Origin of the sequence: Sorangium sp. So ce185 (assembly GCF_051526825.1) — a bacterium.
In the GTDB taxonomy this organism is placed as follows: domain Bacteria; phylum Myxococcota_A; class Polyangia; order Polyangiales; family Polyangiaceae; genus Sorangium; species Sorangium cellulosum_D.
Window position 1 is genome coordinate 2,841,583 of the sequence record NZ_CP150316.1, and the last position, 20,266, is coordinate 2,861,848.

At 73.3% G+C, this 20,266-nt stretch carries 18 protein-coding genes; 8 read left to right on the forward strand and 10 right to left on the reverse strand.

Translation table 11 applies throughout. The features are described from left to right. Positions 1–26: 26 nt before the first annotated feature. The 5 genes from WMF26_RS10540 to WMF26_RS10560 form a co-directional block, all read right to left on the reverse strand. Positions 27–1,193, reverse strand: a complete 1,167-nt coding sequence (locus tag WMF26_RS10540) for a PrsW family intramembrane metalloprotease (RefSeq protein ID WP_438000210.1) — start codon at positions 1,191–1,193, stop codon at positions 27–29. A 39-nt stretch (positions 1,194–1,232) separates the two neighbouring features. Next, positions 1,233–2,093 carry a hypothetical protein gene (locus WMF26_RS10545; RefSeq protein ID WP_061622223.1) on the reverse strand — a complete coding sequence of 287 codons (861 nt, stop codon included), beginning with the start codon at positions 2,091–2,093 and terminating at the stop codon, positions 1,233–1,235. Then, positions 2,090–2,329, reverse strand: a complete 240-nt coding sequence (locus tag WMF26_RS10550; RefSeq protein ID WP_438000211.1) for a DNA gyrase inhibitor YacG — start codon at positions 2,327–2,329, stop codon at positions 2,090–2,092. Before WMF26_RS10550 ends, WMF26_RS10545 begins: the two co-directional genes overlap by 4 nt. Before the next feature lie 96 nt (positions 2,330–2,425). Continuing rightward, entirely contained in the window at positions 2,426–3,856 is a 1,431-nt protein-coding gene (locus tag WMF26_RS10555) for a trypsin-like peptidase domain-containing protein (protein ID WP_438000212.1), read from the reverse strand. Between the two features lie 120 nt (positions 3,857–3,976). Further along, positions 3,977–4,936: a hypothetical protein gene (locus WMF26_RS10560; protein ID WP_438000213.1), complete on the reverse strand. Its 960-nt coding sequence runs from the start codon at positions 4,934–4,936 to the stop codon at positions 3,977–3,979. 126 nt (positions 4,937–5,062) lie between these two features. Here WMF26_RS10560 and tsaB point away from each other — a divergent pair, with 126 nt between their 5' ends. From tsaB to recO, 5 genes are all read left to right on the forward strand, one after another. Then, entirely contained in the window at positions 5,063–5,884 is an 822-nt protein-coding gene (gene tsaB / locus WMF26_RS10565) for a tRNA (adenosine(37)-N6)-threonylcarbamoyltransferase complex dimerization subunit type 1 TsaB (protein ID WP_438000214.1), read from the forward strand. Further along, positions 5,881–6,723, forward strand: a complete 843-nt coding sequence (locus WMF26_RS10570; protein ID WP_437945976.1) for a Crp/Fnr family transcriptional regulator — start codon at positions 5,881–5,883, stop codon at positions 6,721–6,723. Before tsaB ends, WMF26_RS10570 begins: the two co-directional genes overlap by 4 nt. Positions 6,724–6,957: 234 nt before the next feature. Further along, positions 6,958–7,800, forward strand: coding sequence for a tetratricopeptide repeat protein (locus WMF26_RS10575; protein ID WP_438000215.1), 843 nt, complete (start codon positions 6,958–6,960; stop codon positions 7,798–7,800). 108 nt (positions 7,801–7,908) lie between these two features. After that, positions 7,909–8,343 (forward strand): helix-turn-helix domain-containing protein, encoded by a 435-nt coding sequence (locus WMF26_RS10580; RefSeq protein ID WP_061622925.1) that lies wholly within the window; start codon positions 7,909–7,911, stop codon positions 8,341–8,343. A 69-nt stretch (positions 8,344–8,412) separates the two neighbouring features. Further along, complete coding sequence (gene recO, locus WMF26_RS10585) at positions 8,413–9,132, forward strand: DNA repair protein RecO (RefSeq protein ID WP_438000216.1); 720 nt, start codon at positions 8,413–8,415, stop codon at positions 9,130–9,132. 12 nt (positions 9,133–9,144) lie between these two features. Here recO and WMF26_RS10590 read toward each other — a convergent pair whose 3' ends face one another. Next, a complete protein-coding gene (locus WMF26_RS10590) occupies positions 9,145–10,317 on the reverse strand; it encodes a hypothetical protein (protein WP_438000217.1) in 1,173 nt (390 codons plus the stop codon). A gap of 165 nt (positions 10,318–10,482) precedes the next feature. On the opposite strand from WMF26_RS10590, the gene WMF26_RS10595 reads away from it, so the two are divergent. Together WMF26_RS10595 and hemH are read left to right on the forward strand one after the other, a co-directional pair. Further along, on the forward strand, positions 10,483–10,902 hold the full coding sequence (locus WMF26_RS10595) for a hypothetical protein (RefSeq protein WP_437945981.1): 420 nt from the start codon (positions 10,483–10,485) through the stop codon (positions 10,900–10,902). A gap of 70 nt (positions 10,903–10,972) precedes the next feature. After that, positions 10,973–11,875 carry a ferrochelatase gene (hemH, locus tag WMF26_RS10600; RefSeq protein WP_438000218.1) on the forward strand — a complete coding sequence of 301 codons (903 nt, stop codon included), beginning with the start codon at positions 10,973–10,975 and terminating at the stop codon, positions 11,873–11,875. A 16-nt stretch (positions 11,876–11,891) separates the two neighbouring features. Here hemH and WMF26_RS10605 read toward each other — a convergent pair whose 3' ends face one another. Then, positions 11,892–12,707 carry an SDR family oxidoreductase gene (locus tag WMF26_RS10605; RefSeq protein WP_438000219.1) on the reverse strand — a complete coding sequence of 272 codons (816 nt, stop codon included), beginning with the start codon at positions 12,705–12,707 and terminating at the stop codon, positions 11,892–11,894. Positions 12,708–12,928: 221 nt separating this feature from the next. Between WMF26_RS10605 and WMF26_RS10610 the strand changes: the two genes are divergently transcribed. Then, the gene (locus WMF26_RS10610) at positions 12,929–15,742 is read left to right on the forward strand and encodes a tetratricopeptide repeat protein (protein ID WP_438000220.1); all 2,814 of its coding nucleotides are present in this window, start codon (positions 12,929–12,931) and stop codon (positions 15,740–15,742) included. A 399-nt stretch (positions 15,743–16,141) separates the two neighbouring features. Here the strand turns inward: WMF26_RS10610 and WMF26_RS10615 are convergent, their stop codons facing one another. Genes WMF26_RS10615 through WMF26_RS10625 form a run of 3 tightly spaced genes read right to left on the reverse strand, consistent with a single transcriptional unit; the run spans position 16,142 to position 19,549 of the window. Further along, positions 16,142–17,110, reverse strand: a complete 969-nt coding sequence (locus tag WMF26_RS10615; protein WP_438000221.1) for a hypothetical protein — start codon at positions 17,108–17,110, stop codon at positions 16,142–16,144. Further along, positions 17,110–18,408: a DUF3696 domain-containing protein gene (locus WMF26_RS10620; protein WP_438000222.1), complete on the reverse strand. Its 1,299-nt coding sequence runs from the start codon at positions 18,406–18,408 to the stop codon at positions 17,110–17,112. The genes WMF26_RS10615 and WMF26_RS10620 overlap by 1 nt, the downstream gene beginning before the upstream one ends. Next, a complete protein-coding gene (locus tag WMF26_RS10625; protein WP_438000223.1) occupies positions 18,398–19,549 on the reverse strand; it encodes a DUF262 domain-containing protein in 1,152 nt (383 codons plus the stop codon). Before WMF26_RS10625 ends, WMF26_RS10620 begins: the two co-directional genes overlap by 11 nt. Between the last annotated feature and the right edge of the window lie 717 nt (positions 19,550–20,266).

The following is a 20,266-nucleotide window of genomic DNA, read 5'->3' on the forward strand; positions in this document are numbered from 1 at the left end:
GCCCGTCGCGAGGGCGCGCCGCGCCCTCAGCGCGTCGTGCCGATCCAGGCGCCCGCGCACGCGAGGCTGAAGGCGATGGGGGCGAGCGCGGTCGCGAACACGACCGCGACGGGCGCCGCGAGGCCGAGCAGCACAAGCGTGCCGACGATGGCGAGCGCCGCGGAGGCGGCCGGCTCGAGGAGGCTGCCGGTCGACGAGGCCCGGGCGACCAGGTAGCCGGCGAACGGGAACGCCGCGATCGCCCCGGCGACCAGGAGCAGGAGCGGCGCCGCCGCGGCGGTCGACGCGTCGCCGCGATCCACCGCCGCGAAGTCGACGCCGAAGCGGTGGCCGAGCGCGACCGCGAGGGCGAGCGTGGTCGTCATCACCCCGACCGTCACGAGCGCGCCGAAGGCGATCCAGGTGAGCATCACCGGCCGCTCCGTGCGCCTCAGCGCCTCGCGCACCGTGCCGAGCGACGGCGGCGCGATGTGGGGCAGGAAGCGGCGCTCCTTGCGCTGCGAGCTGCGGGGCGACGCGCTCCGGCGGAGCAGATCGCGCGCGGCCAGGAAGACCACGACGCCGAGGCCGAGCAGCACCGGGGCCGCGAGGAAGAGCGCGACCGGGCGGCACGCGAAGACGATGTAGTCGTAGGCGCCGTTGAGCAGCATCGCCACGAGCCACGCGGCGTTGAAGCGGCGCCCGCCCAGCGGCCGCTTGCGCTCGCGGCCCAGCGCGTAGCCCCACAGCGAGGCGAAGGAGAGGTGCGCCGGCACGGCGAGCAGCGCCCGCGCGATGTCGATCGACGAAAGCGGCCGGCCCCACAGGTACACGGCGTTGTGGGCCGACACGAACCCGAGCGCCGCGGCGGCCGCGTAGACGAGCCCGTCGAACGGCTCGTCCACCGTGCGCAGCCGGGCGATCGGCGTGACCGCCGCGACCTTGAGTCCCTGCTCCAGCGGCGCCGCGACGGCGAACAGGTAGACGAGCGTCACCGCGTCGAGCGCGCCGGCGTTCTTGTCGAGGCCTTGCCAGCGCTGGAGGAAGCTCTCGAGCAGCAGCGCCGGCACGAACGCGAGCGCGCCGAGCACCGCGGTCGCCACCACGAACCGGCGCCTGCCGTAGAGGCGCTGCGACGCGAGGAGGAGCGCGGTGAGCCCCCCGACCGGCGCGGCGACGGTGGCGAGCCAGAGGAGCACGGAGGCGGCGTTCATGGCGCGAGCGGCAGGGCGGTGGGGCCGGCGGCGCGGCGGCTAGAAGTGGAGCCCGGCGACCGCGGTCAAGGCGAGCGCCGAGCCCACGCTGGAGCCCTCGGCCGCGAGCAGATCGGCCTTGGCCTGCTGCGGCGTGGCGGCGGCCTCGCCCTTGATCCGGTCGATCTGCGCCGTGGAGAGCCCGGGCCTGGTCAGCGCCAGGAGCTCCCAGCTCGCGTTCGCGCCGATCGAGAAGACCGGCGAGAGATAGAGGTCGAGCCCGCCGGAGATCCTCCCGTAGACGCCGCGGATCGCGATGGCGTCGGCCGCGCCCCTCACCGCGCTCTTGAAGCTCCCGAGCCCGGCGTAGCCGAAGCCCAGATCGACGTGCGGGTCGAGCCGGCCGAGCGGGAGGTGCAGGCCGACCTCGCCGCCGAGGGTGAAGAGCTGCCAGTCGTCGAAGAACCCGACCCGCCCGCGCGCCCCCAGCGTGAAGTAGAGGAGCCGGACCCCCGCCCCGGCGCCGAGGACGCCGCCGTTCGCCGAGCTGGAGATGAACCCGGCCGTGAGCTCCTCCTCGTCGATGTTGAACGTCTGGAGGCCGACGTTCTCGTAGCCCCCCTCGACGTTCAGCCAGATGAGCTCGAGCCCGCGGCCCGAGTCCTCCTTCTTCGCGTCGTCGAGGCGCCTCTCCGTGTCGTCGGGCGACACGGGCTCCGGCTCGGGCGTGGTCATCGGAGGTGGCGGCGCGAGGCCGCCGGCCTGCATCGAAGGATCGTACGGGTTCGTCGGCGCGGCCGCGGCCGCGCCGTCGCCCGGCGACGCCCCCAGGGCCGGCTGGCCCGGCTGCGCCGCGGCGGTGGACGCCGCGGCGGCTGACGCGAGAACGGTGAGCAGGCAAAGCGCGCGGCGAGCGATCATTCGTCCTCTTCCTGAAGGTTGCCGCCGAACCCATTCGTCCGTCCCCTCGACTCCAGGGCCTCGTCGTCGTTCGTCGAGGAGACGGGTGGGCCAGGCACCCGGTAGCTGCCGTCGAGCCAGCGGCCGAGATCCACCAGCTTGCACTGGGGCGAGCAGAACGGAAAGACCGGGTTCTCGGGCCTGGGCCCCGCCGACTTGCGGCAAATCGGGCAACTCGCGCCTGCCGAAGCTCCCATGCGGCGTAACGTAGCAGCCTCCATCGCGGGCATGTAGCCCGCCAGCCTGCTCTGCCCTCCCGCGCGCGTGACCGAGCTCGCCGGCGCGGCGCCCGCTCAGCGCGCCGGGACGGCGAGGTACCGGGTCGCGCCGTTGCGTCGCACCCGGAGCAGCAGATCCTGGCGCCCGGCCGCGAGCAGGCGCGCCGTCAGATCGGCGCCGCCGCGCACCGGCGCGCCGTTCAGGTCGAGGACCACGTCGCCCACCTCGAGGTGGCCGGCCGCCGGGCTCTGCGGCGAGATCGACTCGACGAGCGCGCCCTCGAGCGCGTCGCTCGCCAGCACGCCGAACGGCGGCTCCTCGGCGTCCCTGGGGGCGCGGCCGTCCGGCGCGCGCCGACCCGGCGGCGGATCGCGCAGGGCCGATCGCTCGAGCTTCACCGTGGCGCGCCGGTCCGCGCCGCCGCGCTTGTAGGTGATCTTCACCTCGTCCCCGGGCTTGGATCGCCGGAGCTCGCGCGCGAGCTCGCGCGCGTGATCGACGCGGCGCCCCTCGACCGACGTGATCACGTCGCCGGGCCTGAAGCCCAGGCGCGACCCGGGGCTCTCCGGCTCGACCTCGGTGATCAGCGCGCCCATCCGGCCGGGGAGCCGGAGCGCGCGCGCGAGCTGCGACGTCACCTCCTGGAAGCTGATCCCGAGGCGCCCGCGGTCCACGCGGCCGGTCTCCCGCAGCTCGGGGAGGATCTCCAGCACCTCGTCGATCGGCAGGGCGAAGCTGATGCCGCGGCCGCCCTCGTGGATCGCCGTCGCGATGCCGATCACCTGTCCCGCCGCGTTGAAGAGCGGCCCGCCGCTGTTGCCCGGGTTGATGGCGGCGTCGGTCTGGAGGTACCCGTCGAGGCTCCCCGCGCCCATCGGCCTCGACGTCGCGCTGATGATGCCGCGGGTCACCGTCGGCCCGAGCCCGAACGGGTTGCCGATCACGAGGACGTCGTCCCCTGGCCGGATCGGAGCGCTCGATCCGAGGGACGCGGCGCGCAGCGACCCCGCCCCCCGCAGCTTCAGCAGCGCCACGTCGAGCGCGGGGTCGCGCCCGACCACGGTCGCCTCGAAGGCCCGCTCGTCCGAGAGCTGCACCTCGACGGCGAACGCGTCGCCGACCACGTGCTCGCTCGTCAGCACGAGCCCCTCCGCGGCGATCACGAACCCCGAGCCGATCGCCCGCTCCACCCGCGGCGCGCTGCGGCCGAAGGGGGATGTCGGGGTCGCGCGCCCGTCCGGCAGCGAGGTCGCGCGCAGGGTGGCGACGGTCACCACCACGGGCCGCACCTGCTCGATCAGCGTGGGCAGGGGCAGCGCCGGCAGGGGCCACGCGCCGCCGGCCGCCGGCGGCAGCTCCTCGCGCGGGATCGAGCACGGCGCGCCGGCCGCCTCGCGGGGCGCCGCCGGGCGGGAGAGCGCGGCCGCCCGGTCGTCGCAGGCAGCGAGCGGCGCGGCGCCGAGGAGCCCGACACACGCCCATGCGGCAGCGCGGAGCCGTTCCACGCGCCGGACGTAGGGCTTCGAGGGGAGACCGCAAGCAGCGCCGGGACCGCGCTGGAGAGCGCGCCCCGCGCGCAGTCGGGCGACGCGCCGCCATGGCCTGCACGAGGTCGCGCGACGCGCTCAGCCGGGGGGCGCGCCCCGCGCGGCCTCCGTGCGCACCACCTGGACGACGACCTCGACAAGGCGGCCGCCGGGCTGGGCGAACGACGCCTTGCCGCGACCGCCCTCGAAGCGCCACGCCAGATCGGCCGGCGCGCCCGTCTCGCCGTCCTCGGCGCCGGCGCGGATCACGGCGCTGATCTCGAGCGTCTGTTTCCCGGCCGTCACCGCGCCGCGCGCCACGGCGAACGTCCCTCGGCCGAGCAGCGCGATCGTCCGCTTCGCCAGGTTGCCGAGGTGCCGCGCGGGCGGCTCTTCCCCCTCCGGACGCCACGACGCGATGTGCCCGGCCTCGTCGATGTCGATCACGAAGCGCGCCTTCCCGGCGCTCCCCAGCGGCAGCGTCGCCCAGATCGGGTCCGCCTGGCACGCCGGCGGGATCGCCCTCGTGAACGCGCGCCCGAGGCTGCGCACCGCGCTCGGGCCGGCCGCCCCGAAGTCGCCCTCTCCGCCCTCGCCGGCGCCCGTCCGCGCCGCGGCGGGGCGCGCCGCGTCGCCGGCGGTCTCGTCCGCCGCCGGCGCCCGGCGCCCGTCCGCGGGCCGCGGCGCCGCCCTGGGCCGCGGCGTCGCCCTGGGCCGAGGCGCCGCCTGGACGCGCGGCGCCGTCGCGGGCGGCGCCGGCGGGCCGCCGGCCTCGTCATGGCGCGCCGCGGGCGCCTCGGGCCGGGCGGCGTCGGCCGGAGCGGGCGCCGCCGGGGCGCGATCCGGTCCGGCGCGCGCGTCGGCCGGGGGCGTGGCACCGCCGCTGCCCGGCAGCGCCGCGGTGGTGCCGGTCCAGAGATCGATGGGCTCGCGCTCCGCCGTGGGCGCGGCGGGAGCGCTCGCGGGCGCCTCCGGGGTCAGCCGCGCGGACCCCCACGCGCCGAGGTGTACGAGCGTCGAGACGAGGAGCGCCGGCAGCATCGCTCGTTGATCGCGCATCCGCTCGCACTCCGCGCCCGGGCCCGGTCGAAGGGGCCGCGGCGCCCAGCACCTCGCTGAAGCCCGTTGCCCGTGGCCCGTGGTTCTGCCAGACAGCACCGCGTCTGCAACGTTCCCGAGCGCGCCTTGAAGCTCCTCGCCCTCTCGACCTCGACCCCGCGCGGCAGCGTCGCGCTCTTCGATGCAGCGAACCTGGACGGTTCCGCCGAGGCGGCCGCGCCTCCGGGCGGCGCCGCCCCCGACGCCGATCGCGCGGCGGCGCTGGGCGCGGGCGCGCGCCTGCTCGCCGCGACGGCGTACGCCGACCTCCACGGCCACGCGGAGCGCATCTTCGGCGCCATCGACGAGGTGCTCGCCGCGGCGGGCGTGCCGCCCGCGGCGGTCGAGGCGCTCGGCTGCGACGTGGGGCCCGGCTCGTTCACCGGGGTGCGCGTGGCGGTCGCGGCGGCCAAGGGCGTCGCGCTCGCGCTCGACGCCCCGATCGCCGGCGTCACGTCGCTCGAGGCGATGGCCGCCGCCGCCTTCGCCGGAGGCGCGGCGGCCCCTGGCGATCTGCTCGTCCCGCTGATCGACGCCAAGAAGGGGGAGGTCTTCCTCGCCGCCTTCGACCGGCCCGCCGCGCCGCCTTCGATGCCGCCGCGGCACCTGCCGCGCGACGCGGCGTTCGACGCGGTGGCCGCGCTCGCCGCGGGCCGCCGGATCGTCGTCGTCGGCGCGGTCGCCGAGGAGATCGAGGCGCTCCGGCCCCTCGCCGTCCGCGGCGAGGCGCTGGATTTCCCCGACGCCGCGTGGATCGCGCGCCTCGCGGCGGGCCGGCTCCGGGCCGCCGCGCTGGGCGGCGAGCGCGGGAGCGCGGCCCGCGGGCACGACCCGGAGCTCCTCGAGCCGCTCTATGTGCGCGCGCCGGACGCGAAGCCAGCCGAGCTGGGATACACTCCGCCCCGATGACCAGCTCGTCTGAAGGGGACGGCGTCGCACCCGACGCGGAGCGCGACGCCTCGAGCTCCAGCGACGCGGAGCCCGCGCCGCTGCCCGCTGCGGCGCCTGCGCGTCCTCGCTCCACCCCCGCCGCGGCGCCCGACGCGCCCGACGAGCTCTCCGCCCGCGCGGAGCCGGTCGATTCGGCGCCCGATCCCGAGCGGCTCCGCGCCCGGTTCGGCCGCCCCTTCGAGGCGGGCGACGTCATCTTCCGCGAGGGCGAGCCCGGGACCGAGGCTTATCTCCTGGAGGAGGGGAGGATCCGGCTCATCAAGAAGGTCCGCGGCGCCGAGCGCAGCCTGATGGTCCTGAAGCCCGGCGATCTGTTCGGCGAGTCCGCGCTCCTCGGCGGTGCGGCGCGCTGGTCGACGGCGATCGCGCTGTCCCGCGGCGTCGCGCTCGCGCTCGATCAGGGCACGCTGCAGAACCTCGTCGAGCGCAACCCGGCCGTCGCCCTGCGCATCATCAAGCAGCTCGTGGGTCGGCTCCGCGACGCGGAGGACCAGATCGAGATCATGATGCTCAACGACACGCAGTCGAAGGTGGTGAACGCGCTCCTCAAGCTCGCGCAGCAGTCGCGCGCCGCGAGCGGCGCCTCGTCGAACGGCGCCTCGTTCGCGATCTCGCCGATGGAGCTGTCGACCCGCGTCGGCCTCGACGTCGACACCGTGAAGCGCGCGGTGCAGCAGCTCCGCGAGGGCCAGTACCTGCGCGTCGCCGACGAGCGCCTCGAGATCCCCGACATCGAGGCGCTGCGGAGGTTGTTCGGCCTGCTCGGCCTCAAGGACGAGATCCGCGGCGAACAGTGAGGTCCAGGAATCCCCCGCTCCAGCATCCTAGGCTGACCTGACATCTGCTGAAAGCGGAATCGCGATCGCGAGGACGCGCCGCGTCTACAAGGCAGATTCGCGGGTTGACGTGACCAGCGGCCTGGTTTACTCAGGGGTCCCCGCAGGGCAGCTCACCTCTCGCCCTGACGTGCTGCCGCGCTGCGGCGTTGCTCAGCAGCGGAATCAAGATCGCACATGACATCGCAGCGACACATGACATCAGCGACGCGCGCGGGGTGCATCCGCGGCGCGGCTGTCGTCCTGTCGCTCCGGTCGCTGCTCGCGGTCGCGCCGGTTGCGCCGCTCGCGGCGTGCGGCGGCGCGCAGCCCGCGGCGCAGGCGGACGAGACGCGCTCGCTCGCCGAGTACGATCTCGCGCGCGATGCGTTCCAGCACGGCCGCCTGCGCGAGGCGCTCGCGCACGTCGAGAAGGCGCTCGCGCTCGACGAGGACAACGCGGACGCGGCCTATCTGGGCGCGCTGATCCTGCTCGGCTTCTGCGCCGGCGACGCCCACTCGAGCGACTGCCGGTTCGACAGCGCCGAGAAGATGGCCCGGCGCGCCCTCGAGGCGAACCCCGAGATGCGGGACGCGAAGAACGCGCTGGGGGTCATCCTCGTGCACCAGCGGCGCTACGACGAGGCGATCGCGGTGCTCAAGCCGCTCGCCGGGGACATCCTCTACGCCTCGCCGGAGAAGTCGTGGGGCAACCTGGGCTGGGCGTACCTGCTCAAGGGCGACAACGACGCGGCGATCGACGCGCTACGCCGCGCCGTCGCGGCGCAGCCCCTCTTCTGCGTGGGGCAGTACCGGCTCGGCCTCGCCTACGAGAAGCGGGGCGAGCTCGAGCTGGCGCGCGAGGCGTTCACCAGGGCGGTCGAGACCGACCAGCCGGAGTGCCGGCGGCTGCAGGACGCGTTCGACGCGCGCGCCCGCGTCGCCGAGAAGAGGGGGCTTGTCGACGACGCGCGCGCCGATCTCGAGCGGTGCCGCGAGATCGACGCGTCGACGCCGGTGGGGCAGCGCTGCGCTGCACAGTTACAGACGTTGCAATAGGTCCTCGGCGCGCCTCGCTCCGAGAAGGAGCTCGGGGAGCGTTAAGGGGTTGAGCAACGGTTCTCGGGGTGAGTAGAGTGACGACCGAATGACGATGGGTGGAATGGGATGGAGTCGATCGGACGCTACCTGAGACGCACGCGTGAGGCCCGAGCCATGAGCGTGGAGGAGGTCGCCCGCGCCACGCGCATCCCCGTGATCTCCATCGAGCGGATCGAGGCAGATCACTTCGATGACCTGCCCGGCGAGGTGTTCGTCCGCGGGTTCCTGAAGGCGTATGCCCGCGCCGTCTCGCTCCCGATGGAGGAGGTGCTGGCCCGATACACGGCGAGCCGCCGGATCGCGCTGGTGACGCCGCTGCCTATCGCGGCGCCCGCGCGCCGCACCCAGAGCCGGCGGTTCGGGGTCGCGATCGCGTTCGTGCTGCTGCTCATCCTGTTCACGCTGGCGCTCAGCATCGTGCTCCGGCCCCGCGGCCACGACATGCCGCCGGAGCTGTCCGAGGGCACCGTCGCGGCGGCTCGTACCTCGCTCTCGGCCTGAGGGCCAAATTTTCGCCGCGCGCTCGCCGCGGCTCGCGGTTCAACCTGCCGTTCCCTGCCATCTCCTGCCATGCCCCGATCCGTTCGCCCGCGGACGGAGCGGCTCCGCACCGAGGCGCTCCTGGTCCGGCGTGTCCCCTTCGGTGAAGCCGATCTCCTGGTCGGGCTCTTCACCGAGCAGGCCGGGCTCTTCTCTGCCACTGCGCGCGGCGCGCGCCGCTCGGCCAAGCGCTTCCCGGCGCTCGAGCCGATGCACCTCTTGCGTGTGACCCTGGAGGTCCGCCCCGGCGCCGAGCTGGCCCAGCTCACCGAGGCCGCGATCGAGCGCCCGCGCCTGCGGCTCGCGGGGGATCTCGGGCGCCTCGAGGTCGCGGGGCGGGCGCTGCGGTGGGTGCGCGAGATCGCGCCCGCGCACACCGCCGAGCAGGCGGCGTGGCGCGAGCTGAACCAGCTCCTCGATCGGCTCGACGAGGCGTCCGTGGCGCCGCCTCAGGCGCTCCTGGCGGAGACCGGCCTGCGCCTCTTGGCCGCCTTCGGCTGGGGTCTCGAGCTCACGCAGTGCGTCCGGTGCGGGCGCGCTTGCGACGCGACGCAGTCGGCCCACGCCGATCCGGCGCGCGGCGGCCTCGTGTGCCGCACGTGCGGCGGCGGCCCGCTCTTGCTGCGCCCCGAGCCGCGGGAGCGCCTGCTCGCCGCGATGCTCGGCGGGACGCCGATCCCGGAGGAGGACGTCCCGATCGCGCTCGACCTGGTCGAGGGCGCGCTCACCGCGCACGCGAGCGGCAGCTAGGTCGTCAGCGCTTCACGCGACCGCTCTCCAGAAGCGGCTCACCGCGCGCGGCGCGTCCGGCGGCCCCTCGATCTCCACGTACGGCCTGCCGGGCGCGGTGCGCGGGAACGAGAAGCTGCCGGTGTTCGCGTACCCGTCGCCGAGCGCTTCCTTGTGCGTGTGGCCGAAGACGACCAGCTTCGCGCCGGTCGTCGTCGCCACGCGGCCGGCGCTCTCGGCCAGCCGCTCCGCGACCGTGCCGGCGTAGCGGTTGTGGCCGCTCGCCCAGCTCGCGCCCATCAGCAGCGCGCCGAGGCTCAGCGCCGCGGCGCCGGTCTCCCGCGCGCCAACGCCGAGCGCCGCGAACCCCGCGCCCATCGACAGCGTCGCGATCACGCGATCGAAGTACAGCCGCGTGAAGGTGCTCGCCGCGCTCTCGAGCGTCGGCGTGGCCGCGAGCCCGAGGAGCCCGTCGGCCATCGCGCGCGGCACCCCGAGCTCGTGCGCGAAGCGCTCGACGACCTCGGCCCCCACCTCCGCTTCGCCCCGCGCGCGGTACAGCGGCCCGCTCTTCAGCATCGCGCCGATCGCCGCGTGGAAGTAGCGGTAGATGACGTACGGCGCGCGGGGCCCGTACCAGGTGAACGCCGACAGGAACAGCCGGAGCGGCGTCTGGTCGTTCGCCTGCAGATAGCGGTGCGCGCCGGTCGGCGCGATGAACTCCTCGACGAAGTGGACGCCGAGGCTGCGCTCGCCGACCACGAGCGGGTGGGCAGGGGCGTTGTCCGGGTCATACAGGTGCCCGTGCTCGATGTGGATCGCCCCCTCGCGGAAGAACCAGGGCGTCGTCCGGATCCGCGATCGGGCCTCGCCGGTCAGCTCGAGCGCCTCGGCCAGCGCCTGCGGGAAGTCGGGCGCTCCGACCTCGGCGTCGTGGTTGCCCCCCGCGAGCCAGAGCTCGCCGTCCCGATCGAGGTGCTCGGCGAGCGCCGCCCGCGCGGTCGGGTGCGCGAAGAGCGCCTCGCGCAGCGCGCGCGGCCGGGGCATCCAGGGCGACTCGGACGAGAGATCGAACAGATCGCCCGCGACCACGATGCGGGCTCCCGGGTGGGCCGCCACGAACCGGGCGAGATCGGCGGTGACGTCGCCGGGCGTCTGGCGCACCAGGTGGAGATCGGCGAGGACAACCGTGCGGCGCTGCGTCATAACCCTCTCTATTCATCACGTCCGTCCGGACGCTGCAACTCGCCGCCCGTCGCAATCTCGCCGGGACGGAGGTCGCGGCGTGCGAGCTCAGCGCTCGACATCGGCATCGCGGACACGTCCCTCCTGGGCTCGACGCCCGCGCCGACGCGTCCCATGCAAGCATGTATGGAAGGCTCGGAGCGGACGCGACCTTCGGCCCAGCGGGTGAGCGGCGGGTTGCTCGCGGAGATCACCCGCGCGTTGAGGGGCAAGGACATCGAGGCGCTCTCCCGGATCTACGCCGACGACGCGGTGATCGAGGAGGTGAGCGGCCGGCATCCCCCGGCCCATCCCAACGTCACCACCGGGAGGCCGGCGATCCTGGAGCGGCTCCAGGAGGACCTCTTCCGGGATCCGGTCTCGGGCTGGGCGCGGCAGCTGGACGCGGCGGAGATCCTGGACGGCATCGAGACCGACGACGGGCTGGCGTTCACGGAGGTGCGGGTCTACGCCGCGGGCGACCGGGTCGTCGCGCAGCACCTCGCCCGCAAGAGGAACGGCCTCATCGGCCACGACCGCGTCGTCGTCGCCTGGGACGCGGAGTGATCCGCTGCGATGCGCCGGCGGCGCCGCCGACGCCGGCGCTGCCCGCGCGGAGGCGATGTAGAGTGGCGCCGTGACCACCGCCGTCCTCCTCAGCTGCCATGGGACCGTCGAGCGGCTCGACGATCTGCCGGCGTTCCTCGCCAACATCCGCCGCGGCCGGCCCGCCCCGCCGGAGCTGATCGACGAGGTGCGGCGCCGCTTCGAGAGGATCGGCGGCTCGCCGCTCATGCGCATCACGCAGGCGCAGGCGGACGCGCTCGCCGCGCGGATCGGCCTCCCGGTCGCGATCGCGGGGCGCCTCTTTCATCCGTACCCCGGCGAGGTGCTCGCGTCGCTCCACGCGAGCGGCGTGCGCCGCGTCGTCTCGCTGCCGCTCGCGCCGCAGTCCGTCGACGTCTACCACGCCGTGGTCCGCGACGCGGCCGCGAAGCAAGGCGGGATGGAGGTCCGGTGCGTGCCCGCGTGGGGGCTCGAGCCGGCGCTGATCGACGCTTTCGTCGAGGTGATCGACGAGGCGCTCGCGCGCTTCCCCGAGGAGCGCCGGGCCAGCGTGGCGGTGATCCTCTCGGCCCACAGCCTGCCGCAGCGGATCATCGACGCGGGCGATCCGTACGAGCGCCAGTTCCGCGCGATGGCCGCCGAGGTGGAGCGCCGCGTCGCGCCCCGGGGCAACCCGGTGCTCGTCGCGTTCCAGAGCCAGGGCATGACCGGCGACGCCTGGCTCGGCCCGGATCTCCGGTCGACGTTCGAGGCGCTCGCCGCGCGCGGCGCGCGCGAGGCGCTGGTCGCGCCGATCGGCTTCGTCGCGGATCACGTCGAGACCCTCTACGACCTCGACGTCGAGGCGCACGTCATCGCCCGGGAGGCGGGCCTCGCCCGGCTCGAGCGGGCGCCGGCCGTGAACACGCGGCCGCGCTTCATCGACGCCCTCGAGGCGCTCGTCCGCCGCGAGCTCGGGCCCGCCGCTCCGTAGGCGGGCCGCCGCCGGCTCAGCCGCCTGCGCGCCGGCCCTTGCGCGGGAGCCGCGCGACGGCCGCGTTGAGCAGCCCCGGCGCGTACCGCGCGAGCGACACGCCGAGCTTCGCGTGGCCGGTGACGATCGCCTCGGCGCGGCGCGCGGCGATGGCGTCCATGATCTGCCGCGCCGCCGTGGGCGTCGGCATGATGAGCCAGCGCGGCACCGGCTCCCGGGCGCCGTCGACGAGCTTGCCCGCGTTGTCGATCCGGCGGATCTCGCTGTCCACGAACCCCGGGGCGACGTGCGTGACCGCGACGCCGTCGGCGTGGAGCTCGGCGCGCAGCGTCTCGGCGAGCGCGCGCACCGCGAACTTGCTCATGGTGTACGCGCCCATCGTGGGGAACGCGAGGTAGCCGCTCGCGCTGCCCATCAGCGCGACGCCGCCGCGCGCGCGCTTGAGCTCCGGCAGCGCGGCCTTCACGGTGCGCAGCGCGCCGAAGACGTTCGTCTCGAGCTGCCGGCGGAAGTCGTCGAGCGAGAGGTCCTCGACGCGGCCCATCACGCCGAACCCCGCGTTCGCGATGGCGACGTCGAGCCGCCCGAACGCCTCGATCGCCTGCGCGACGGCGCGCTCCACGTCGCCGTCGCGCGTGACGTCGCACGCGGCCGCGATCGCCTCGCCGCCGGACGCCCGGACCTCGCCGGCGAGCGCCTCGAGCCGCTCGGTCCGCCGCGCCGCGAGGACGACGCGGCCGCCGCGCCGGGCGACCTCCCGGGCGAGCGCCTCGCCGATGCCCGACGACGCGCCCGTGATCAAGACGACCTGCCCTGCAAGCCTGCTCGCCATGGGCCCTCGCATACCACGATCGCGCGGCGGCCGATCCTGGCGCGCCCTCGGCCGCTCGCTCATGCTCGGCCTTCCTCCTCTCGGCTAGGATGGGCTTGCCCGGCCCGACCGGGCGCCGCATTCCCAGCGGGAACCTTCGATGGTTTCCGCACGGATCCGCACGGCTCACGTGCGGCTACGTACGACTGCGAACGATGGCGCACGGTTGCGCACGGGGTCTCATGCGAAGCCACTCGATCCGCCGCTCTCTCGCCGCCCTCCTCGTCGCCGCCGCCTGCGCGGCCCAGGCGCCCGCGTCCGCGGAGCCGCCCCCTTCGCTCGCGCGCGCCGAGGCGCTCGTCGCGCAGGGGGATTACGCCGGCGCCGAGAAGGTCCTCGTCGCGCTCCAGGGCGGCAAGGAGCGCGCCGCCGCGCTGCTCACGAAGGCGCGGATCGAGCTCGCGACGGGCCGCTACGACGACGCGGCGAAGACGGCGAAGGCGGCCGCCGCGCTCGGCAGGGAGGCGAAGATCGCGGCCGCGCCGCTCAGGGCCGAGGCGCTCGCGCGCCGCGGGAAGGTGGCCGAGGCGATCGCGGCGGCGCGCGAGGTCGAGCGGGAGGACGAGGCCCGCCGTGCGCGGCTCGTGCTCGGCGAGCTCCTCATCCAGTCGGGCAAGCGGGGCGAGGCGCGCGCGCCGCTGATGACGATCATCGACGACTACAACGACGACAAGATCACCGCGAACGACGCGGAGGGCCTGTCGCTGGTCGGGCGCGCGGCGCACCTGCTCCGGAGCGCGCGCGACGCGAACGACGCGTTCAACGCGGCCGAGAAGGTCGGCGGCAAGCAGCGGGTCGAGACGTTGCTTTGGCGGGCCGAGCTGTTCCTCGACAAGTACGACCCGGGCCACGCCGGCCAGGTGGTGAAGGAGGCGCTCAAGCTCGCCCCGAAGGACCCGATGGTCCACGTCGCGATGGCGCGCGTGAAGCTCGACAGCGCGCTCGACTTCGGCGGCGCCGACAGCGAGATCGCGCAGGCGCTCTCGGTGAACCCGAACCTCGCCGAGGCCTACTTCGTGCGCGCCGGGCTCGCGCTCCGCGACATGGACATCGACGCCGCGGACGCCGCGGCAGGCCGCGGCCTCCAGGTGAACCCGGGCGATCTGGAGCTGCTCTCGATCAAGGCGGCGGGCCGGTTCCTCGCCGACGACGCGGCCGGCTTCGAGGCGCTCAAGGCGAAGGTGCTCGGCCTGAACCCGGAGTTCTCGCGGTTCTTCCAGATCGTCGGCGAGTTCGCGGAGTGGGAGCACCGCTACGACGACATCGTCAAGATGATGGGGGAGGCGACGCAGGTCGATCCGAGCGACGCGAAGGCGCACGCCACGCTGGGGCTGAACCTGATCCGCGCCGGCGACGAGAAGAGCGGCCTCCAGGCGCTCCAGAAGGCGTGGGACAAGGATCGCTTCAACGTCCGGGTCTTCAACACGCTGAACCTCTACGAGAAGGACATCGCCACCCAGTACGTGACCGTCGAGGGGCAGACGTTCCGCGTCCGCTACCACAAGGAGGAGCGGGCGATCCTCGAGCGGTACGTGCCGCGGATGCTCGAGGAGGCCTGGGGCTCGATGGTGAAGCGTTACGGCTTCACGCCGAAGGTGCCGGTCTCGATCGAGCTCTACGCGTCGACGGAGAACTTCAGCGTGAGGACGAGCGGCCTGCCCAACGTGGGCATCCAGGGCGTCTGCTTCGGCCAGACGCTCGCCGCGCTGAGCCCGGCGGCGGCGGAGTTCAACTGGGGCAACGTGCTGTGGCACGAGCTCGGGCACGTCTTCGCGATCCAGCTCTCGAAGAACCACGTCCCGCGCTGGTTCACCGAGGGGCTCAGCGAGTACGAGACGATCGTGCGGCGGCCGGAGTGGCACCGCGAGGAAGATCCGGCGCTGTTCGCCGCGCTGAAGGGCGGGAGGATCCCGGCGGTCGCGGGGTTCAACCGGGCCTTCACGCACGTCGACGACATCTCGGACGTGACGATGGCGTACTTCGCGGCGAGCCAGATCGTGGTCTTCATGGTCGAGGAGTTCGGCTTCTCGAAGGTCGTGTCGATGTTGCCGCGGTGGGCGGCGGGCAAGCGCACGCCGGAGGTCGTGAAGGAGTCGCTCGGCGTCGGCACGGAGGAGCTGGATCGGCGCTTCCGCGCGTGGCTGAAGCCGCGGCTCGAGCGCTACGAGAAGCAGTACGTCCCCGATCTCCAGGCGCCGCCGCTCGACGAGGCGCGCAAGGCGGCGGCGCGCGCCCCGAAGGACGCGCGGCGGCTTGTCGAGCTCGCGCTCGCGCTGGACAAGGACGGGCAGCACCAGGAGTCCGAGGCGGTGCTCGCCGAGGCGCTGCGGGTGGACCCGAAGCAGCCCGACGCGAACTACCTCAAGGTGCGCGCGGCGTTCGGCGAGAAGAAGCTCGACGAGGCGGCGAGGCTCTTGGGCAAGATGGTGGCCGACGGCCACGACGGCTATGTCGTGCGGATGAAGCTGGCGGATCTGGCCGAGCTGAAGAAGGACGCGGCGAGGATGAAGGCGAACCTCGAGGCGGCGTCGCGGCTGGATCCCACGCAAGCGGAGCCGCTGCAGGGGCTCTACGACCTCGCGCGCCGGCAGAAGGACGTGGCGGGCGAGCTCGCGGCGCTGCGGCGGCTCTCGCTGCTCGACCAGCACGATCGCCGGGTCTGGCGGCGGCTCTTGCGGCTGCTCGTGGAGCGCGGCGCGTGGGAGGAGGCGCGCAAGGTCGGCGAGAGCGCGATCTACGTCGACGTGGCGAACCCGGAGATCCACCGGCTGTACGCGCGGGCGCTGGCGCGCACGGGGCGGCACGTGTCGGCGATCTACGAGCTGAACAGCGCGCTCCTGGCCGGGGCGCGGGCCGGGGACGCGGCGGAGATCTACGGGGAGCTCGCCAAGGCGTACGCGAAGATGAAGCAGGACGACTACGCGAAGCAGGCGCTGGAGTACCAGAAGGCGATGCGGAGGGCGTCGCCGCCGGCGCCGCGGGCGATGCCGGATTGAGGGGAGATGCCGAGGGGCGGAGGGGAGGGGAGGGCGGAGATCCGGGCTGCACGCGCCGGAGGGGGTCTCCGCGCGGCAGGGCGCGGGTGGGCGCTCGGCCATCCGCCGAGGCGGGGGCGTGGGAGCTTGCGCTGAGAACACCGCCCGGCATGTCTCCCTTCGGGCCTTGCCACCTGGGACGTTTCGTCGCGCGCCACACAAGGCGCGCCTGAGAGGCGGAGCCCGCGGGGACCTTATGGCACCTCGGTCGGTGCTCGCCGCGCCCACCCGCGCCCTGCCGCGCGGAGACCCCCTCCGGCGCTCACGTTGGGCCCGCCGCGCGGTAGGTCCTAGGGAGCACGGCGCCATCCTCGCGACGCGAGCATCGTCGCCTCAGAGCGCGCTCGCTGTTGCGCGCGATCAGCGCTTGCCGCCAGGCAAGAGCAGGTGCTCGCCGCAATGACCCACGTACACGACGTGCCGGTCTTCCACGACGTCCGTCCAGACGTGGATGCGCGTGCTGGCGCCGGGCTTCGCGTGCATGTCGAAGTACTGTTCGCCCCGGCTGGGGACCACGAACGTACGCTGCCTCTTGCAGGTGGGGCTGCGGGCGACCTCGCCGCTCTCCCGGGACATCGGGATGCCGCTCGCCCTGTGGTAACGCTCGGCGGCCAGCTCGCGGGATAGCCCTTCGTCGAGCGCCGCGGCGTAGATCGCGAGGTCGACCAGCGCGCGGAACAGGGTGGCTTCCGGGCAGTCGAGGTTCCACCTTCGCGCGGCATCGCGAGCTCGATCGAGGACGATGAGCCGGCTCTCCTGCTGCGCGGCGGCCTCGAGCGTCGCGAGGGCGCCGACGAGCCCGCGGGTCGCCAGCTCGCTCAGCCGGTGGAGCGCCGCGGTGCTGCTCCTGAAGTTGTCGACCTCGGCGATCGCGTCGCCGCATGCGAACCGGTACCTGGGCTGCGAGAGATCGGAGCGGGGATCGAACGACAGCACCCACGGCGCTGTGGAGGGCGCTGAGAGCGCGTGCGCGGCGAGGTGCCGCATCGCCTCGCGCCGCCACGGAGGCTCGGGAGGAAGCGCGGGGTCGTCCGAGAGAAGGGAGACATCGCGCTCGCTCGGGAGATCGGTCACGAACGGGCCGCTCAGCAGCCGGAGCAGCAGCGGGATGAACCGGTTGCGGTCGGCTTCGACGTCGTTGCGGTGCTGGTTGCCCCACGCGATGAACGGACCCTCGCCGGTGGCCTGATGCGCGAGCGCCGGGTGCACGTGCATCGGATCGCCCCCGAGGCGTCGCTGCACGTCCTGCAGGGCGACGGCGACCGGGCCGAGATCCGCGCGGTAGGCCATCCCCTCGACGAAGTCGTGGTTCAGCAGCACGACCGGCATCAGCGGAGGAGCTCCGCGAGATCCACGGCGGCCTGATCGAAGAAGCCGGGCGGCCAGCGCAGCGCGCGTCCATGCGGGCTCAGCTCGATCTCCTGGACCACCGTCCGGCCGTCTTCCTGGCTGAAGAAGCTGATGGCGACGTCGTCGGGCGGCAGCCCTTCCTTGACGGCGATCTGCGCGGCCGTGACGAGGTGCTCGCTGTGGGTCTCGATCACGACCTGGCGTCCCTTGCGGGCGAGCTCGGTGAAGAGGCTCGTCAGGCGATGCTGCGCGCCGGGATGGAGGTGCGCCTCGGGCGTCTCGATGACGAGCAGATCGCCGGGGCGGGAGACGAGGCACGCCGTGACGATCGGCAGCGCCTGGGAGAGCCCGAGCCCGACCTGCCCGAGCCAGAGCCGCTCTGCCGAGGGCGTGTCGATCGAGAGCGTGAACCCGAGGCGGGCGGGCGCGTCGATCTGGAGGGCGAAGCTGCCGTCGAAGATGTAAGACCACCACGCGTTGACCGCCGACATGATCGGCGCTCCCGCGTCCTCGCGCGGCTGTCCGGGGACGGTGATGTCGGTCCGCTGCGCGCGATGACGGAACAGGAGCTCCGCCGTGTGCTCTCCGTACCGGCCGAGCGGCGGGCCGGCCGGCGACGTGCGTGGCGTGTAGAGCGGCTGCGGCGGCGAGCGGAAGGGCCCGACATACTGCGTGCGCGAGGCCTCGAGCGGCGAGAAATGGATCGTGGCTTTGCTGCGGTACCTCGGCAGCGAGGGTTGATCAGGGGTCCGCAGAGAGCCTTGCTCGAGCAAATCTACGAGGCCGGGATGCGTGAAGAATGCGCGCCCGCTACGCTCGATGTGGCGTTGCTGCTCGACGTCGAGGAGCTCCTCCGTCCAACTGAAACGATCCGACTCCCGAAGGAGTTGCCCGGTCGCCTTGTCGAGGCAGTATTCAACCTTCTGGATTAGCGCGGACGCGAGTGATGCATCCTCTGGCGGTCCGGCCTCCCACAGCGTGTCGGTCGAACGTCCGCTCGATGTTTCTCCGCTGATGCCGATCGCGAATCGGCGTTGATCCAAGGGGCGGCTTGCGTTGACGACCTCGTCGAACCGGCCGAGGTCGCACCAGGCGCCGCTCAGCAGCAGAGCGTCGCCGCTCGACGCCTGCTCCGACTGAACGAACGCGAGCAACGCCTGGATGACGGAGCTCTTCCCTGCGTTGTTCGGCCCCGCGAGGATCGTCAGCGGGGCGAAGCGCACGCCCGTCGTTTGCTCGAACGAGCGGAAGCCCTCGAGCGTCACGCTACGCAACATGGGCGAGCTCCTTCATCCAGAGGTCGAACCGCGTTCGAACGGTGTTCGCGGACTGCGTGGCGAAGGTGATCGAATCGCGGAACGCCTGGTCGCCGGAGATCGCCTGGAAGCGATCCCGAACGGCCTCGATTTTCCTGGGCGGCAAGGGCGTCCCTGCGGGGAAGAACCGATCGAAGCCGGCCACGATGACCTCGACGAGGGGGCCGTTGAGCTGCCGCGCCCACGATCCGTCCGAGGGCTTGTAGCGGCAGAAAGCATGATCCTCGAAGACGGTCTTCGTGTGAGCGAGGGCGTACGTCAGCCTGCGCTCCAGCGCGTGGCGTTCTTCTTCCGTCGAGGCGTTCAGCCGCTTGAGCTCGTCGTTCAGGAAGCTCTTCAGCTCGCCGGGGTAGCGGTCCACCCCGAGATCGAGGAAGGCGATGGCACGGAGCACGAGCTCCTCCGCCCTCATGCGTCTGTAGTCCCGGTTCAGGCCCGCGACGTCACGAAACGAGCCGGGCGATGCGTCGTTGGCGAGGCGCTTGATGAAGTCCAGGCCAGGCCCTCGGTAGAGACAGCTGCGGATCTCCTGGGCGTTGAGCGCGACGGCCCCTTCGTTGACGCGCTCGAAGATCTGGAACTTCACCTGTTCGTCCGTGCCCGGCTGGACGATGAAGCAGGTGAGCGGTGTGGTTTCGAACCGGCGCTGTACCTTGCCGTCGAGATCCTTGAAGTGCTTCTTGTTGAGCTCCGGGAGCAGCTTGAGCCCGCTCAGACGGAACCCTCCGTCGAGAAACTCGAATAGCGTGGTGAGACGCTGCTGGCCGTCGATGACGAGGGTCTCCTCCTCGTTCTCCTCGGAGAGGTAGAACACCGGCAACGGGAGTCGCATGAGCACGGACTCGACGAGCTTGACCTTGCGCCAGTAATCCCAGACGAACTCCCGCTGGAAGTCCGGATCGAGGCGGAGCACCCCGTTCTTCCAGCTCCGGTGCAGCTCGAGGATGGAGCGCTCCGCCTTGGAAATTTGGAGGGGCCAGCTGGCTGATTGCCGAGGCTGCGTCTCGTCCGGCGACGGTTCCTCTTCCTTCTCGAGGAGATCGTCCTCCTGACCCGCGAAGGGAGCATCGAGCTCCCGGACCAGCACGCGCGCCGTCGCCATGGCGCATCTTGTCGTTGTATGCGGGAGGCAGGCAAGCCGCCGGCCGAGGCGCTCGGTCGTGGCGTGTCGTGCGCAGGAGGACAGCTGGGAGACCTCGGCGGACCGGCAGCGGTCCGGGGGAGGCAGCTGGGAACCCTCGGGGAACCGGAAACGGTCAGGGGAGATAGCTGGGGAGCCCTCGAGGAACCGGAAACGGTCCCAAGGAGGCAGCTGGGGAGCCCCCGGGGAACCGGAAACGGTCCGGGGGAGGTAGCTGGGGAGCCCTTGAGGAACCGGAAACGGTCCGGGGGAGGTAGCTGGGGAGCCCTTGAGGAACCGGAAACGGTCCGGGGGAGGTAGCTGGGGAGCCCTTGAGAAACCGGAAACGGTCCGGAGGGCGCAGCTGGGGAGCCCCCGGGGAACCGGAAACGGTCTCGAAGAGGCAGCTGGGGAGCCCCCGGGGAACCGGAAACGGTCTCGAAGAGGCAGCTGGGAGCCTTCGGCGAACCGGAAACGGTCTGGAAAGGACACCCGTAGCGCCGAGGGGAGGGTCTGCGCGGCGGCCGCGGGTGGGCGCGGCGAGCACCGACCGAGGTGCCATAAGGTCTCAGCGGGCTCCGCCTCTCAGGCGCGCCTTGTGTGGCGCGCGACGAAACGTCCCAGGTGGCAAGGCCCGAAGGGAGACATGCCGGGCGGTGTTCTCAGCGCAAGCTCCCCCGTCCCCGTCTTGGCGGATGG

Excerpts from the sequence above, each read along its gene's own strand:
- WMF26_RS10615 (WP_438000221.1), bottom strand. The coding sequence starts at position 17,110 with ATGCCGGTCGTGCTGCTGAACCACGACTTCGTCGAGGGGATGGCCTAC.
- WMF26_RS10560 (WP_438000213.1), bottom strand. The coding sequence starts at position 4,936 with ATGCGCGATCAACGAGCGATGCTGCCGGCGCTCCTCGTCTCGACGCTC.
- WMF26_RS10590 (WP_438000217.1), bottom strand. The coding sequence starts at position 10,317 with ATGACGCAGCGCCGCACGGTTGTCCTCGCCGATCTCCACCTGGTGCGC.
- WMF26_RS10545 (WP_061622223.1), bottom strand. The coding sequence starts at position 2,093 with ATGATCGCTCGCCGCGCGCTTTGCCTGCTCACCGTTCTCGCGTCAGCC.
- WMF26_RS10620 (WP_438000222.1), bottom strand. The coding sequence starts at position 18,408 with ATGTTGCGTAGCGTGACGCTCGAGGGCTTCCGCTCGTTCGAGCAAACG.
- WMF26_RS10610 (WP_438000220.1), top strand. The coding sequence starts at position 12,929 with ATGCGAAGCCACTCGATCCGCCGCTCTCTCGCCGCCCTCCTCGTCGCC.
- WMF26_RS10575 (WP_438000215.1), top strand. The coding sequence starts at position 6,958 with ATGACATCAGCGACGCGCGCGGGGTGCATCCGCGGCGCGGCTGTCGTC.
- WMF26_RS10625 (WP_438000223.1), bottom strand. The coding sequence starts at position 19,549 with ATGGCGACGGCGCGCGTGCTGGTCCGGGAGCTCGATGCTCCCTTCGCG.
- WMF26_RS10595 (WP_437945981.1), top strand. The coding sequence starts at position 10,483 with ATGGAAGGCTCGGAGCGGACGCGACCTTCGGCCCAGCGGGTGAGCGGC.
- WMF26_RS10570 (WP_437945976.1), top strand. The coding sequence starts at position 5,881 with ATGACCAGCTCGTCTGAAGGGGACGGCGTCGCACCCGACGCGGAGCGC.
- WMF26_RS10580 (WP_061622925.1), top strand. The coding sequence starts at position 7,909 with ATGGAGTCGATCGGACGCTACCTGAGACGCACGCGTGAGGCCCGAGCC.
- recO (WP_438000216.1), top strand. The coding sequence starts at position 8,413 with ATGCCCCGATCCGTTCGCCCGCGGACGGAGCGGCTCCGCACCGAGGCG.
- WMF26_RS10605 (WP_438000219.1), bottom strand. The coding sequence starts at position 12,707 with ATGGCGAGCAGGCTTGCAGGGCAGGTCGTCTTGATCACGGGCGCGTCG.
- WMF26_RS10550 (WP_438000211.1), bottom strand. The coding sequence starts at position 2,329 with ATGGGAGCTTCGGCAGGCGCGAGTTGCCCGATTTGCCGCAAGTCGGCG.
- WMF26_RS10540 (WP_438000210.1), bottom strand. The coding sequence starts at position 1,193 with ATGAACGCCGCCTCCGTGCTCCTCTGGCTCGCCACCGTCGCCGCGCCG.